The sequence below is a fragment of the Streptomyces sp. NPDC020884 genome (assembly GCF_044333935.1).
In the GTDB taxonomy this organism is placed as follows: domain Bacteria; phylum Actinomycetota; class Actinomycetes; order Streptomycetales; family Streptomycetaceae; genus Streptomyces.
In genome coordinates this window covers 254,522-269,173 of record NZ_JBIRRY010000011.1, presented here as the reverse complement: position 1 = coordinate 269,173, position 14,652 = coordinate 254,522, and the positions used below count along the sequence as shown (strand labels likewise).

Annotated in this window: 13 protein-coding genes; 5 read left to right on the top strand and 8 right to left on the bottom strand. The window is 69.0% G+C overall.

From position 1 onward, the window contains the following. Window positions 1-36 precede the first annotated feature (36 nt). The 4 genes from ACH4UK_RS31050 to ACH4UK_RS31035 all read left to right on the top strand — a co-directional run bounded on the left by ACH4UK_RS31050 (window position 37) and on the right by ACH4UK_RS31035 (window position 6,027). Window positions 37-3,162, top strand: a complete 3,126-nt coding sequence (locus ACH4UK_RS31050; protein ID WP_398361630.1) for an alpha-mannosidase — start codon at window positions 37-39, stop codon at window positions 3,160-3,162. 355 nt (window positions 3,163-3,517) lie between these two features. Further along, entirely contained in the window at window positions 3,518-3,688 is a 171-nt protein-coding gene (gene rpmF / locus ACH4UK_RS31045; protein WP_398361628.1) for a 50S ribosomal protein L32, read from the top strand. A 6-nt stretch (window positions 3,689-3,694) separates the two neighbouring features. Further along, window positions 3,695-4,882: a GTP-binding protein gene (locus ACH4UK_RS31040; protein ID WP_398361627.1), complete on the top strand. Its 1,188-nt coding sequence runs from the start codon at window positions 3,695-3,697 to the stop codon at window positions 4,880-4,882. A gap of 464 nt (window positions 4,883-5,346) precedes the next feature. Next, on the top strand, window positions 5,347-6,027 hold the full coding sequence (locus tag ACH4UK_RS31035; protein ID WP_398361626.1) for a GNAT family N-acetyltransferase: 681 nt from the start codon (window positions 5,347-5,349) through the stop codon (window positions 6,025-6,027). Window positions 6,028-6,259: 232 nt separating this feature from the next. On the opposite strand, the gene aztD is transcribed toward ACH4UK_RS31035, so the two are convergent. The 4 genes from aztD to aztB form a co-directional block, all read right to left on the bottom strand. Then, window positions 6,260-7,462 carry a zinc metallochaperone AztD gene (gene aztD, locus ACH4UK_RS31030; protein WP_398361625.1) on the bottom strand — a complete coding sequence of 401 codons (1,203 nt, stop codon included), beginning with the start codon at window positions 7,460-7,462 and terminating at the stop codon, window positions 6,260-6,262. Window positions 7,463-7,554: 92 nt separating this feature from the next. After that, the gene (aztC, locus tag ACH4UK_RS31025; protein WP_398361624.1) at window positions 7,555-8,532 is read right to left on the bottom strand and encodes a zinc ABC transporter substrate-binding protein AztC; all 978 of its coding nucleotides are present in this window, start codon (window positions 8,530-8,532) and stop codon (window positions 7,555-7,557) included. Beyond that, window positions 8,529-9,764 (bottom strand): hypothetical protein, encoded by a 1,236-nt coding sequence (locus tag ACH4UK_RS31020; protein ID WP_398361623.1) that lies wholly within the window; start codon window positions 9,762-9,764, stop codon window positions 8,529-8,531. Before ACH4UK_RS31020 ends, aztC begins: the two co-directional genes overlap by 4 nt. Window positions 9,765-9,785: 21 nt before the next feature. Beyond that, window positions 9,786-10,646, bottom strand: coding sequence for a zinc ABC transporter permease AztB (gene aztB, locus ACH4UK_RS31015; protein ID WP_398361622.1), 861 nt, complete (start codon window positions 10,644-10,646; stop codon window positions 9,786-9,788). Window positions 10,647-10,661: 15 nt separating this feature from the next. Between aztB and aztA the strand changes: the two genes are divergently transcribed. Further along, window positions 10,662-11,405, top strand: coding sequence for a zinc ABC transporter ATP-binding protein AztA (gene aztA / locus ACH4UK_RS31010; protein ID WP_398361620.1), 744 nt, complete (start codon window positions 10,662-10,664; stop codon window positions 11,403-11,405). A gap of 266 nt (window positions 11,406-11,671) precedes the next feature. On the opposite strand, the gene ACH4UK_RS31005 is transcribed toward aztA, so the two are convergent. The 4 genes from ACH4UK_RS31005 to ACH4UK_RS30990 all read right to left on the bottom strand — a co-directional run bounded on the left by ACH4UK_RS31005 (window position 11,672) and on the right by ACH4UK_RS30990 (window position 14,354). Further along, window positions 11,672-12,532, bottom strand: coding sequence for a SigB/SigF/SigG family RNA polymerase sigma factor (locus tag ACH4UK_RS31005; protein WP_398361618.1), 861 nt, complete (start codon window positions 12,530-12,532; stop codon window positions 11,672-11,674). Window positions 12,533-12,901: 369 nt separating this feature from the next. Then, entirely contained in the window at window positions 12,902-13,231 is a 330-nt protein-coding gene (locus ACH4UK_RS31000; protein WP_398361616.1) for an ANTAR domain-containing protein, read from the bottom strand. Further along, window positions 13,228-13,638: a GAF domain-containing protein gene (locus ACH4UK_RS30995; RefSeq protein WP_398361614.1), complete on the bottom strand. Its 411-nt coding sequence runs from the start codon at window positions 13,636-13,638 to the stop codon at window positions 13,228-13,230. Before ACH4UK_RS30995 ends, ACH4UK_RS31000 begins: the two co-directional genes overlap by 4 nt. Further along, a complete protein-coding gene (locus ACH4UK_RS30990) occupies window positions 13,635-14,354 on the bottom strand; it encodes a GAF and ANTAR domain-containing protein (protein ID WP_398361612.1) in 720 nt (239 codons plus the stop codon). Before ACH4UK_RS30990 ends, ACH4UK_RS30995 begins: the two co-directional genes overlap by 4 nt. Window positions 14,355-14,652: the final 298 nt, after the last annotated feature.

Below are 14,652 nucleotides of genomic sequence, written 5' to 3'. Positions count from 1 at the left end.
ACGTCCCGGCACCCCACACGAGTGGAGACCTCTCCCATGCCCCGCCCCGAACTCGCCCGTCCCTCCTGGTGGGACTCGAACATGGCCCGAGACATCCTGCGCCGGCGCGCGGTGTCCGCCGAGGGGGACCTCGGCGGACACCGGGTCGGGTTCTCCTGCGAACCGCTCCTGCGCCACGACGGCGCGGGGGGCCTCCTCCAGTCCGTCCGCGTCACGGCGGACCGGCCGCTCACCCGCGCCCGCGTCACCACCACCGCCGGCACCGCCCTGCGCTGCGACGTCGTTCCGGGGCCGGGGACCGACACCCGGCTGCTGGTCCCGGAGGTGCAAGCGCCCACGCCGGTCCTGGTCGAGCTGCCCGAGCTCGCCGACGGGGCGTCCGTCGAGGTGCTGCTGACCCCGCAACGTCACTGGACGCTGCACCTGGTCCAGCACGCCCACCTGGACATCGGCTACACCGACCCGCAGAGCACCGTGCTCGCCGAGGGACGCAGGTACCTCGACTCCCTGCTCGAACTGTGCCGCACCACCGACGACTGGCCCGACGAGGCGAAGTTCCGCTGGGCCGTCGAGGGCTACTTCAGTTACGAGAACTGGTCGCGGAACCGGCCGCGTCGGATGGTCACGGAATTCCTGGACCGGGTGCGCGAGGGACGCATCGAACTGACCGCGATGCCCTTCAACCTGCATACCGAGACCTGCTCGACCGACGAACTCCACGAACTGCTGCGACCCATCAGGGAGTTGCGGGAACGGGAGGGCATCGACATCACCACGGCCATGCAGACGGACGTGCCCGGCCAGGTCGTCGGGCTGCCCGACGTCCTCGCCGACAGCGGGATCCGCTATCTGTCGGTCGCCCACAACTGGGCGGGGCGCGCGGTGCCGCACCACGTCGGCGGCCAGGACCTGCCCCGCCTGTTCCGCTGGCGGGCGCCGAGCGGGCGCGAGGTGCTGGTGTGGCGTACCGACACCCCCCACGGCCTCGCCTACATGGAGGGCTCGATCATCGGCTTCGACGAGTCCTTCGACCGCGTCGACGACCTGCTGCCGAACTACCTCTCGGCGATGACGAACCACCAGTACCCGCACGAGGGCCGGGGCATCCCGGGCTTCCCCGTCCTGGACGAGGAGTTCACCGGCGACCCCTATCCGTGGGACATCCTGCACCTTCGAGTCCTGGGCAAGTTCGCGGACAACGGGCCGCCGCGCCGCATCATCGCGGACACGGTGCGCCGGTGGAACGAGGAGTGGGCCTTCCCCGTCCTGCGCACCTCGCGCAACGAGGACTTCTTCACCGACGCCGAGGAGCGGCTCGGCGACCGGATCGAGACGTACGAGGGCGACTGGACGGACTGGTGGGTCGACGGCGTCGGCGCGGGGGCCGTGCCCCTGGCCGCCACCCGCGACGGGCAGGCGGCGCTGGCCGACGCCCAGACGCTGGCGGGTCACGCGGAGATCCTGGGGGCAGCGGACGGGGCCGGGATCACGAGGGCGGCACCCGAGGTGTACCGCGCCGCCTCCCTGTTCAACGAGCACACCTGGGGCGCCGGCGACCCGTGGACGCACGGCGACCACGGCCACGCCTCGGGCGAGCGGCAGTGGCACTGGAAGTACGCCCAGGCCCTGCGCGCCGACGACGGGGCGCACACCCTGCTGGATGCGGCGGGTGCGGCCCTGGGAGAGCGGCTGGCTCCGCGCGAAGGGACGCTCGCCGGCTACTACGTCGTCAACACGTGCAGCTGGGAGCGGTCCGAGACGGTCCGGCTGTTCCTCCCCGAGAGCACGGTGCCCCTCGCCGACGCGGTACGGGTCGTGGACTCCCGCGACGGGACACCCCTGGAGGTGACGGAGGAAGAACAGAGCAACGAACTCCACCGGGCGGCGGGCCGTTTCCTGCTCTTCCGCCTGGCGGACGTACCGGCCCACGGGGCGGTGCGCGTGGACATCGAGCCCGCTTCCTCCCGCGCGGACGGGCCCCCGGCGGACGTCCACTCCCCCGCCGACGCCGCTACCGTCCTGGAGAACGAGTTCCTGCGCGTCCACGTCGATCTGACGTCCGCGTGCATCGACTCGATCGTGGACAAGCGGACAGGGAAGGAACTGGTCCGCCAGGACGCCACGGTCGGCTTCAACGGGTACCTGTACGACGAGTACGCCACGGCCGGCGGGTTCAACCACCAGTCGAGCAAGACCACCGCCGATGACTCGATGCACCTGCTGGCCACGCGGAGGACCGCGCCGCCGGCGGCTCTGGTGGAACGGACCTCGGACGCGACCGGCGAAACGCTGATCTACGCATGCGCCCCGGCCGGCGCCCGAGGGCTGCGGGTCACGGTCCATCTGCCGCGCGGGAGTGCCCGGATCGACCTGGAGAACCGGATCGACAAAGTCGCGACCCTGACCAAGGAGAGCGCGTTCTTCGCCTTCCCGTTCGCGATGGACTCCCCGGTCGTACGGATGGAGGCGACCGGCGGAGTCACGGGAACGGGACTGCCCACGGTGCCGGGCTCCGCCCGGCACATGCGGGCGATACGCCGCTGGGTCAGCCTCCAGGAGAACACCACGACCGCGGCGCTGGCCACCCAGGACGCACCGCTGATCCAGCTGGGCGGGGTGGCCATCCCCTACGTCCCGTATCCGCAGTCGCTGGCACAGGAGGAGCCGGGGACGGTGTTCTCCTGGGTGCACAACAACATCTGGGACACCAACTTCCCCTCGGAGCAGGCCTTCGACCATGTCTTCCGCTACAGCATCGGATGGCAGGACACACCGGCCCTCGCCGGTGCGGTGCTCGGCATGCGCACCGCCGCCGTCGGCAGCCGCCCCCTGGTGGCGGTACGAGCGGGCCGCCCGGCCGAACCGAGCCCCGGCACCTCCTACGCACTGCTGACCCTCGACGACCCACGCGTACGGATCGTCGGTCTGACCGTGCCGGAACCGGGGCGTCTGCTCGTACGGCTCCAGTCCTTCGCCGAAGAACCCGTCACCTGCCGGCTCACCCCGGGCTTCCCCGTCACCGGAGCCGTGTCCGCGGACTACCTCGCCGCCGCGGGAGCCCCCCTGCCCGCCGGGGCGGACGGCTCCCTGCCCGTTCCGGTGCCCCGGCTCGGCACGACGGCGGTGCTGCTGACGACGGGAGAAGTGCCGGACCCCTCATGACGGACCGCACCGGCGACGGCAGGTCCCGGGGCGTGTCCGACCTGCTCTGAGCAAACGTCACCCAGTGCGCGGTGGGCCTCGTCGGGAACATCCCGGCGAGGCCCACTGCGCGCACAGCCCCCTCCGGGTCGGCCCGGCTCCCCTCCGGAGTCCCGCCGAACGACGCGGCGCACCAAGCCGGTCGCCCACCTCGAAGCCGTCCGAGGAACGCCAACCGCACCCGACGGTCCGCCGCCCGGAGGGTCACCGCGGGAGGCGCTGCCCGAGGTTCAGCACGACAGGGCGACGCACATCGTCATGACATTCATTTTCATGTATCGTCTGCACCACTCACCGATCGCACCCGGAGGTCACCATGGCCGTGCCCAAACGCAAAATGTCACGCAGCAACACCAGGCACCGCCGCGCGCAGTGGAAGGCGACGACACCTCGATTGGTGACGGTCACGGTGGACGGCACTCCGCATCTCGTCCCCCAGCGGCTCGCTAAGGCGTACGAGCGCGGCCTGCTCCGCCCCGAAAGCTGACGCCCCATGCCTGACGCACCCCCGCTGCGCCTGCCCGTCACCGTCCTGTCGGGGTTCCTCGGCGCCGGAAAGACCACTCTGCTCAACCACGTCCTCGGAAACCGCGAGGGCATGCGTGTCGCCGTCATCGTCAACGACATGAGCGAGGTGAACATCGACGCCGCCCTCGTACGCGGTGGTGAGTCCGCCCTGTCGCGCACCGAGGAACGCCTGGTCGAGATGACGAACGGGTGCATCTGCTGCACCCTGCGCGACGATCTGCTGGAGGAAGTCGACCGTTTGGCGCGCGAAGGACGATTCGACTACCTCCTCATCGAGTCCTCCGGTATCTCCGAGCCGATGCCGGTGGCGGCCACCTTCGCCTTCGCCCGCGACGACGGCGCCACCCTCGGCGACCTGGCCCGCCTGGACACCATGGTCACGGTCGTGGACGCCGCCAACTTCCTGCCCGAACTGGTCAGAGGGGACGAGCTGACCCGACGCGGCCTGGACCAGTACGAGAACGACGAACGTACCGTCAGTGATCTGCTGATGGATCAGATCGAGTTCGCCGATGTCATCGTTCTCAACAAGCTCGACCTCGTCGACACCGCCTCCGCCGCCCTGCTCCGAGCCACCCTCGCGCGGCTCAACCCCGCCGCCCGCGTCGTGTCCGCCGAGCGGGGCCGCGTACCGGTCGGCGAAGTCCTGGGCACCGCGAGGTTCGATCTGGAGCGGGCGCAACAGGCTCCGGGCTGGGTGAGGGAACTCAACGGTGACCACGTTCCCGAGACGGAGGAGTACGGCATCTCCTCGACCGTCTTCCGATCAGCCTCTCTCTTCCACCCCGGGCGACTGTGGTCGTTCGTGACAGAGGCACTGGACAGCGGCATGTACGGACAGGTCCTCAGGTCGAAGGGCTTCTTCACCCTCGCCAGTCGCTCCCATGTGACGGGACTATGGTCCCAGGCGGGTTCAGTGGTGCGCTTCGAGCCCTACTCCGCCCGCGACACCGACAGCCGCCACGTACAGGAACTCGTCTTCATCGGAACCCGGCTCAGGGCAGAGCGGCTGCGGGCAGCGCTGACCGACTGCCTCATGCGGGATGACGAGGCCCAGCCGGCGGCCGACCCCTTCCCGGCCTGGGACACCTACGGCTTCGACGAGCTGTGCGCGCATGAGCACGACCCCCTCACCACCGTGGCGGGGCACTGAAACTCCGGGCCGGACGGTGGTCGCAGCCACGGCACCGTCCGGCCCGGTGCCTACCTGCCCAGGAGATGCCCACCTTCCGAATCCCACCGCGGGTCACGCCCCCCTCGATGCCGATGCCGCCGACGGTCTTGTCGCCTTCGCGCTGAGCGCCGGCCGGACTTGCCGACGCCCACAGGGGAGCCAATAACGCTCGCGCTGGGCGTGGGAAGTATGCGCTCACCGGCGCGGTCGGCGCAGAAGCGGCGATCGCGCGGCAGTAGTCGCCCGCACGAAGAACTGGAAAGTCCTCCGCGGCTGCCGCCAGAAAGGAGACGGCCTCCACCAGGCCAAACACCACTTTGGCCTGCCCACGCCCACCCTTCTGCAACAACCCTTAAGGCGTGTCCCGCCGATCATGCTCTGCGACAGACGGCGGTCTGGATAATGCGGTGCGTCTTCACGTACAACTGTGCACACTGACGGGCATGTTGATCGACATCTGGCCCCTCAAGGCGCTGCGTGTGCAGTCTCCCCGTCTTGAGCTGCGGTTTCCCTCCGAGGAGGAGCTCGCGGCGGTGGCCGAAGTGGCAGCACGAGGCATACATGCCCCTGGCAGCCGACCGTTTCTGACACCGTGGACGGATCGCCCGCCGGCCGAGCGCGCTCGACACGTTGTGCAGCAGCATTGGAGCCGCCTGGGCGCATGGTCACCCGACGACTGGGCCCTGGAGCTCGTCGTGTTTTTCGAGGGGCAGCCCGTGGGCATCCAGGAAATGCGGGCTGAGAGCTTCGGCATCCGGCGCGAAATCGTCTCGGGTTCATGGCTTGGGGTTGATCACCAGGGCCAGGGGCTCGGTACCGAGATGCGGATCGCCTTGCTGCACCTGGCGTTCGTCGAACTCGGCGCAGAGTTCGCCAGGTCGGTGTCCTTCACCGACAATCACGCATCGCTGTCCGTTTCCCGAAAGCTCGGCTACGAGCCCGACGGCCTGTCCCGGGACGTCCTCGATGGAGATGTCGTCGAGTCTCAGTGCTTGCGCCTCTCCCAGCAGGGTTGGAACTCTCAGCAGCATCCGCCCGTGACCGTGAGCGGACTGGCAGACTGCGCCGCCCTCTTCGGCATCGGCCATCACGCCACAGCCTCGGGTCCCGCCAGGGCGTTGTGATCACGAGCGAAGCCGGACGAGGAGTGCGGCGGCGGTGACGGTGCCGAGGTGGACGTACTGGCGCTTGTCGTAGCGGGCCAGACTTCGCCACGTTGTACAAGTCCTCCGGACACCGGTCGGCAGACAGACGCTGCGCCGACCGCTGCCGGGGCTGTTTGTCAGTTCCGGGGGGGGAAGCGTGTGCCCTCGGCGTCGAGCCGGGGCGGCGAGGGCACACGCGCCGTCGGGGTGGTCAGTGTCCGGCTACGACGCCCGACAGCTCGTTGGTGCTCTTCGGCAGGGTGACCGAGGTGATCTTCTTCCCCGTCTCCACGTCGATGGCGTGCAGCGCCTTCTTGCCGGGCTCGGAGACATACGCAACGTGACCGCGCACGAACAAGGTGGGCCGGGCCTGCTGCCAGTCCAGCGGCTCCTGCCATGCGCCCACGACGGGGATCTTCTTCTCGATCTTGCCGGTGCCCGGATCGATGACGTGGATGGCCCCGTCGGTGCCGAGGACCAGGGCCTCGCCGTGCGGCCCGCGGGCCAGCGAGCGGAAGGAGTAGCTGGTGCCGAGGTCCACCAGGCGCAGCTTCTTCTTCTCGGTGTCGATGAGGGAGACGCGGGTGGGGCGTTCCAACTCGGCCTCGGGGTCGGTCTTGTAGTCGCCCAGCAGGACGGGCGAGGCGTCGCTGCCGGCCTGGTTGCCGATGCGGCCGTAGTCGTCGGGCGAGGCGATCTTCGTGAACTTGCCGTCCTTGTAGATCAGGATGCCGTCCTCGCAGCCGACACCGACGGCTTCGTTCTCGGCGGCAGCCTCGCCGTGGACACCGGGGCAGTCCTCGCTGCGCGCGATCTCCTTGTTGTTCCGGTCCAACACCAGGGCGCCGGTGCGCTTCTCCTCAGTGCCCAGGGTGCTCACGAGTTTGCCGTCGGCCAGTTCGATGGCGACGCCGTGGTGCGGCTCGGCGGAGGTGTAGGCGCGCCCTGCCGGCTTCTTGCCGCCGCTCAGTGCCGTGGGGTCGAAGACGTTGACCTCTCCGGTGCCGTCGGTGAAGAGCACGGTCTTCGCGGCGTGACGAACTACGTGGCCGGGCTTGGCACCCTTGTACTCGATATCGGTGAGGGCCTGCCCGGCGGCGTCCAGGACGCGGAATCCGCTGTCGGTGGAGACCATGACATGGTCCTTGTCACCTGCGGGATTGACTCGGTTGAAGCCAGGCAGGTCAAGGGTTCGGGCGAGCTTCAAGCTCTCGCCGTCGAGGATGTAGAGGCCGCCGTCGAAGGTGGCGACCAGCGGCTCCTTGACCGCCACCGCGGGCGTGGCGCTCGCGGTTCCTTCGGACTTGCTGTCGGTGGCGGAGGAGCTCTCTCCGCCGCAGGCGGTCAGGACGGTGGCCGTGGCCAGGGCCAGTGCGGTGCCGGTGAGGGCTCTGCCGCGTATCGACTTGTTCATCGGTCTGTTCCTTTCTGCACCGCGCGGTGGCGGCGTGGGGGTACGACGAGCCAGCGCCCGATGGGCGGGTGTGCCGGGAGGATCGGGGGGGGTCAGGCGCCGGTCAGGCCGTTGACCATGGCGGTGGTGTTGGCGCGCATCATCCGCAGGTAGGTGTCGGCGCCCGCACCCTTGGCGGTGAGGGACTCCGAGTGGAGTTCGACGACGCGCACCCCGCCGCCCATCTCCGTTCGCAGCACCTCGGCAAGCCGTTTGGGCTGGGAGGAGTCGGCGAAGACCGTGCGTACTCCTGCCCCCTCCATCGCCTCGGTGAGGGAGCGCAGGTCCGAGGAACTGGGTGAGGCGAGGGTGGTGCCGCTGGGGATGACCGCACCGATCACCTCGAAGTCGAAGCGGTCGGCGAGGTAGCCGAAGACATGGTGGTTGGTGACCAGAGCCCGCTGGTCCACGGGGACTCGGCCGAAGGACGTCTGCATCCAGCTGGTGAGGTCGGTGAGTTGCTTCGCGTAGCGGTCGGCGTTGGCCCGTATCGTGCCGGGATCCACGCTGTTGACGTGCTCGACGACCTGGTCGGCTATCAGTCCGGTGACCTTGTGCATCCGGTCGGGGTCTGTCCAGAAGTGCGGGTCGGGCTGCCCTTCCTCGCCCTCGGGGCCGCCGTCGTCGGCGGTGTGGAAGGTGAGCGGGTCGGCCGCCTCGCCGACCGCGAAGGTGGCGACACCGGACTCGCGGGCGGCATCCACGTGCCGCAGGACGTTCTCCTCCAGACCCAGGCCGTTGTAGACGACCAGATCGGCCTGTTCCAGCTCGGCGGCCTGCACCGCGGACAGACCGAAGGAGTGCGGGTCGGCGTTGGGCTTCATCAGGACGGTGACGTCGGCCTCGTCGCCGACGATCTCGCTGGTGACGTCGCCGAGGATGTTGGTCGTGACCACGATGCTGGGCCGGTCGTCGTCAGTGGTGCAGGCGGTGGCGGCCGCGGCTGTCACGAAGGCGAGCAGACCCGCGACCAGGTGTCGCGGGCGAGCGGTGCCCGCCCCCGCTCGACGCTTCACCGCGGTTCGGCTCATCGTCCGGTCTCCACCATGAGGACCGGCTCGACGTCCAGGTCGAAGGAGCGCGCGATGCGCAGGCCGTCGTTGTAGTCGATCTCGAACACCTTCCTGCCCTCGGGATCGTTGACGTAGGCCCGGCTGCGGTCGACCTCGATGACCGGGGCGCTGGCGCCGGAGTCGTCCCGTTTCCCTGCTGTCAGCAGTGGCTCGGTCCGTGCGGTCTGCTTTCCGGTCGCGATGTCATAGCCGTGCACCGATCCGTCGGTCTCCAGAACGAGCAACGGGGATCCCTCGCCGGCCGTGTTGACCGCGACGACGGGTCCGGTGTCCACCCGCTTCCAGGTCCGCTCGGTGACGTCGAGGACCCAGACGGCGTCGCCCCCGGCCGGGGCGGTAAGGGTGTCGCTGCCGGGTCGATGGCGGAAGGCGGTGGCTCGTTCCTGCGCCGGAACGTGCTTTCCGTACGGAATCTCCTCGGCGGTGAACGCACTGCCCTGCGCCTGCACGAGCAGGGCACCGTCGGCACAGCCGAGGATCACACCGCGCCGGGTGACCGCGTCTCCCTGGGGTGCTTCGCACGCCACGTCCGGGGAAGCCACGCGCTCGCCTTTGCGGTCGAGGACGACGAGTTCCGTGGTGTCACCCCTGTTCGCGAAGGCGAGCAGGTGTTCCCCGTACGGCACGACAGCACCGGTGTAAGTGCCGCGCAGCATCCGAGAAGTGGCGATCTGCCCTTTCTCCAGTTTGCTGCGGTCGTAGAGAACGGTGCGGCCGTTCTCGTCGGTCACCGCGGTCACGGCGACATCACTGCGTATCTGCGCCTGGCTGCCCGCAGGAAGCTCACCCACGTCCCGCACCGCCGCGCTGTAGTAGTGGACGTGGTCTCGGTGGTCCACCATCCAGGCGCCGCTGTCGAGCACATGGGCGCCGTCCGGGGCGTGGAGGTAGCCGAACCTGCCGTCCATGCCCAGCCGAACGGCGCCCTTGACCTCGGCCGTCCTGTGCACCTTGCCGGTGACGAGGTCGAGAACTCTGGTCTTCCCGCTGTCGGGATCGTTCAGGAGAAGCCGGGACTGCTGCTCGGCGGCCTCCTGGGCCCCCTCGACGTACCCGTGTGGAGTGGCGGACGAGGGGCTCGCGGCGGATCGCGCGGCGTTGGGCTCTTCCCCCGCGCAACTCGTGGCGAGCAGCGCGGTGAGCAGCAGCGCGGCCGATGCCCACGGAGTGACGTTTCTGCGGACGGTCATGTTGATCGCCTCTGGCTTCTTTCAGTTGACTTCGAGTGGGGGCGGCGTCGATGGGGCCCGACGCGTACGACGGTCACGCAGACCGGACAGCACGTGGGAGAGGAAGAACAGGCTCACCGCGAGGGCCGCGACAGTCGCACCGGCGGCGGTACCCAGATGCCACGACAGCAGCAGCCCGCCGAACGTGGCCAGGCTGCCGAGCAGCGCGGCGAGCACCATGACCCCGCTCACGGAGCGGGCCCAGGGCAGAGCGGCCGCCGGCGGCGCGATGAGCAGTCCGAGGACGAGCAGCGTTCCCACGATGTGGAACGAGGCGACGATCGCCAGGCCCAGCAGGCCCAGAAGCACAGCGTGGGCCAGGCGCGGCCGCAGTCCCAGGGTGTGGGCCTTGCGCGAGTCGAACGCCAGGGCCAGGAAAGCGCGGTGACCGAAGACCGACACCGCCAGCGCCGCGAGCAACGCCGCCGCGAGCACGAGAAGATCCTGCTGCCTGACGGCGAGGACGTCCCCGAAGAGGAAGCCGGTCAGGTCGACCGCGAAGGACTGCGAGCGCGACACGATGATCACGCCGAGCGAGAGCATTCCGACGAACAGCAGCCCGATGCCGGTGTCCTGCGACAGCCTGCGTGTACGGCCCAGCACGGTGACGCCTGCCGTCATGACGGCGGCGCTGACCACCGCGCCCACCATCAGATTGCCCCCGAGGAGCGCGGCGACCGCGACACCCGGCAGCAGCCCGTGGGACATGGCGTCACCGAGGAAGGCCATCCCCCTCAGCACCACCCAGGTGCCCGCCGACGCACAGATGGCGGATACCAGCATTCCGCCCCACAGGGCACGCTGCACGAAGGTCACCTCGAACGGGACCGTCAACCAATCCATGCCCCGGAGACTACAATGAAAATCATGTTCAATACACCGCGCCTCTCCTCCGCCTCGCCCCTCGACCGGACCGCCGCACTCCGCTTCTCGGGGCTGTGCGCCGGCTATCCAGGACGCCCAGTGCTCCATCAAGTCAGCGGAGAGATAGTCGAGTTGACGACGACGGCACTCGTCGGACCGAACGGCAGCGGCAAGTCGACCCTGCTCGGCGTACTCGCCGGTGTGATCAAGCCGACATCCGGCGACCTCCTCCGCACCAGTGACCGGCCGCCCGCCTTCGTACCGCAGCGCGGAGCGGTCGGCGACGCTCTTCCGCTCACCGTTCGGCAGACCGTGGAGATGGGGCGCTGGGGCGAGCGCGGTCCGTGGCGGCGGCTGACTGCACGGGACCACTCGACCGTGGACGCGATGCTCGACCGGCTCGGCATCGGCGACCTCGCCTCACGCCAACTGGGCGAGCTCTCGGGCGGGCAGCGGCAACGCGCGCTCATCGCCCAGGGGCTGGCGCAGGAATCGGACCTGGTGCTCCTCGACGAGCCGACCACCGGCCTGGACCCGGAGGCGAGGGACCGGATCGGGGCGCTGCTGACGGCGCTCGTCGCCGACGGGGTGACGATCGTCCAGGCCACACACGACCTCGACGTGGCGCGCGCGGCGGACGCCTGCCTCCTGCTCCAGGACGGCCGCCTCGCCGGACAGGGACGTCCGGACCAGGTCCTCACCACGTCCTCGCTGACGCGGATCTGGCAGACGCTCTGAGGAGCCCGGCACCCGCCACCCGCGACGGCGTGGACGCGGTGCACCGGCGGGTCGTCGCGGCTGGGGGCGGCTTCACACTCGACCTCCTTCACCCGGCAGCGCACGAGCGCGAGTTGGGTCGTGAGCGCTGGGGAGGAGGGTGGCCGGAGCTCAGGGCGTGTCCCACTGTCCGCCCCGGTTTACCGTCCGCCATGAGCCCGGTGGCTGCCCACGACGCCGTCGGGCGTCGCGGGCAGCCACTTCGTACCTGTGAGGGCCGGTCATGCTCAGTTCTGGCTGAGCATGCTCCTGCGGAGCTCGGCCAGCAGGCGGGTCAGGAGTCGGGAGACGTGCATCTGGGAGATGCCGAGATGCTCACCGATCTGGGCCTGGGTCATCTCCTGACCGAAGCGCATGGCTACGATCTCGCGGTCCCGGTCCTCGAGATCCTCCAGCAGCGGCGCCAGCGCGTGGAGGTTCTCGACCAGTTCCATGGCCGGATCGACGCAGCCCTTCACTTCTCCGTAGGTGACGGTCTCGGATCCGTTGCGTTCGGCGCCGATGGGCAGGTCCAGGGAGCCGGCGGTGTAGCCGTTGGAGGCGATGAGTCCCTCGATGACCTCGTCCGCGGTGAGGTCCAGGTGCTGGGCGAGTTCGGCGACGCTGGGGTCGCGATCGAGCCGACCGGCGAGTTCTTCACGGGTCCTGGCCAGGGTGACGCGAAGCTCCTGCAGACGGCGCGGCACGTGGACGGCCCAGGTGGAGTCGCGGAAGAACCTCTTGATCTCCCCGACGATGTAGGGGATGGCGAAGGAGGTGAACTCCACTTCACGGCTGAGCTCGAAGCGGTCGATCGCCTTGATCAGCCCGATCGTGCCGACCTGGACGATGTCCTCCATCTCACCGTTGCCACGGTTGCGAAATCGCCTCGCCGAGAAATGCACCAGGGACAGATTCATCTCGATCAGCGTGTTCCGGGCGTACTGGTGCTCCGGTGTGCCCTCTTCGAGCACCTGCAACTGCTCGAAGAACAGGGACCCCAGCACCCGTGCGTCCTTCGGCGCGATCTTCGCGGGATCCGCGATCTGCGGAAGTGTCGCCGGAGCGATGCCGGCGATCGCGGCCGGAGCCTCTGCGGATATCGGCATGGTCGGATCCCCGGCCGTGGACGCTGACGTGAAGACCCCGCGCGCACACAGTTGTGCGCCTGCCGTGCCGGACAGCGCCCGAAGTCCTTGTTCCGGTGCGTCGGCGGAAATCCGAGGGTGTTGCGATGTGCTGCGCATTCGCATCTCCCGATGGCTGCTGATCGTCTACAGCACGGGAGGGGCCATGACAAGGGACACCTCAGGATGGTCGGAGAGACCGCTCCCGTGAGTGTGTGCCTGTCTGCCTAAGCACTCCGAACCAAGCATCTGCCCCCGATCGCCGAGCCCAAACACCTTCGCGGTCATAGCGGTTGGCGCACCGCCGAAGCTACGTCCGGGCCGCAAGGGACGGTGCACGTCCGCAGGATGCTAGACGTGCGGGATCTCGTCGGTGTCGAGGGTCTGCTCGATGATGTGGCGGGCGCAGTCGGAGATGCGTAGTCGGCGTGCTCGGGCATAGGTGCGCAGAGCGTCGTACGCCGCGTCGGGAGTGACGTTCCAGCGTTCGGCGAGAATCCCCTTGGCCTGCTCGATGACGATGCGGCTGGACAGGGCGCGTTGCAGTTGTGTCTTCTCCAACTGCTCCTGTCCCAGGTCGCGCTGTTGGAGTATGGCGATCGTCGCGATGTCCGCGAGTGCCTGGGCGAGTGAGGCGTCCTGGTGGGTCAGCGACTGCCGGCCGGTGTGGAAGAGGTTCATCCCCCCACGGCACGGTCACGCAGGCGAAGAGGGAAGACGTGGCTCGTCTGGAAGCCGCTGCGCCGGGCCTGGTCGGCGAACGCGGGCCAGTTCTCGTTGGCCACGGGATCGTGCAGGTCGATGTTGATACGTGCGTCGTGGGTGCGGTAGCAGTCGAGGCAGGGGCCCTGGTCGTGCTGTATGGCGAAGAGTTCCAGCAGGTGCGTGTTCTGGTCCGACGCGGCGATCGTATGCAGGAGCCCCTTTTCGTTGGCGAGGAGAATGCCGACCGCGGAGACGTCGAGCAGGCTGACGCAGTGGGCGCACAGCTCCTCAAGGAATTCGATGAGGTCGAAGTCATCGATGAGGGAGTCCGCGACCTGCACGAACACTGTTGACACTTGTTGCTCGCGGGACATGGATGTCATCCCCTCGTCTCCTTGGATGATTCGGGTTCCGGACGGTCGTCGTCGAGTCGAAGCCGCCGGGAGACGACGTCTTCAGCGGCTTCGATGATGGAACGGTCGTGGCTGTACGTGTACGCGCGCAGGCGGAGCAGTGCCTCGCCCAGCGGAACGGCGAGCTGGACACTGAGCATGCCGGTGGCCTGGTGGACGACTGCCCGGTGCAATTCTCCGTCCGGCTGCTCGTCGAACCAGGTCTCGCCTCGCGTTCCTGCCCCGCCGAGGAGCTGGAGGGTGAGGGCTGCTGCGAGACCGAGGGCGTCGTCCATCTCCTGGCCGCTCATGGGCCCGGGGGACGCGCGGAGCGCGGTGAGAACGCCGACGGAGATGCCGCCGAGGGCCAGCGGGAGGCAGAACATGGCCCCGATCGGCAGATGGGCCATCGCCGGGACGAGGGTGGGCCATCGTGCCACTCCCAGCGCTGTCACATCGTGCTCCACGGCGGTCTGACCGGTGCGCAGGGCATCCGGGCCGGGGCCCTGGCCCAAGGTGAACTGGAGGTCCTCGAACGAGGCGCCCACGGAGTCGGAGGACCACATCTGTTCGGTGATGTGGCCTTCGACCACCAAGGACACCACGAGATGGTCCATGCCGAGAACCGTTACACAGCCGACGTCCAGCCCCGACCCGACGCTCGTGTGGAGGGCCCGAAGGATCCGGGTCATCTCGGGGCTGAGCACAGGCGGCCACCTTTCGGACTTCCCATCATACCGGCGAGGCAGGGGATCGATCTTCGAAGCGCTTCGCGGAGGTCTCGTCCGGACCGGAGGTGCGGGACCCCGAGCCGAGAAGAAAGCCGACGGTACCGGTCAGGGTGGGGGGAATCTGCATCAGCCATCCTCCCTTCGAGCCTGCCGGTCGGGAGGGGGGCCTGGTGGAACGGCCCGGGGCGAACGCTCGGTCGGCTATATGCGGCAGCGCCGTGGCGAGGAGGCCTGTCGTGGCCACGGCGCTGCCGACTCCGGTTGCCTTCTGCGG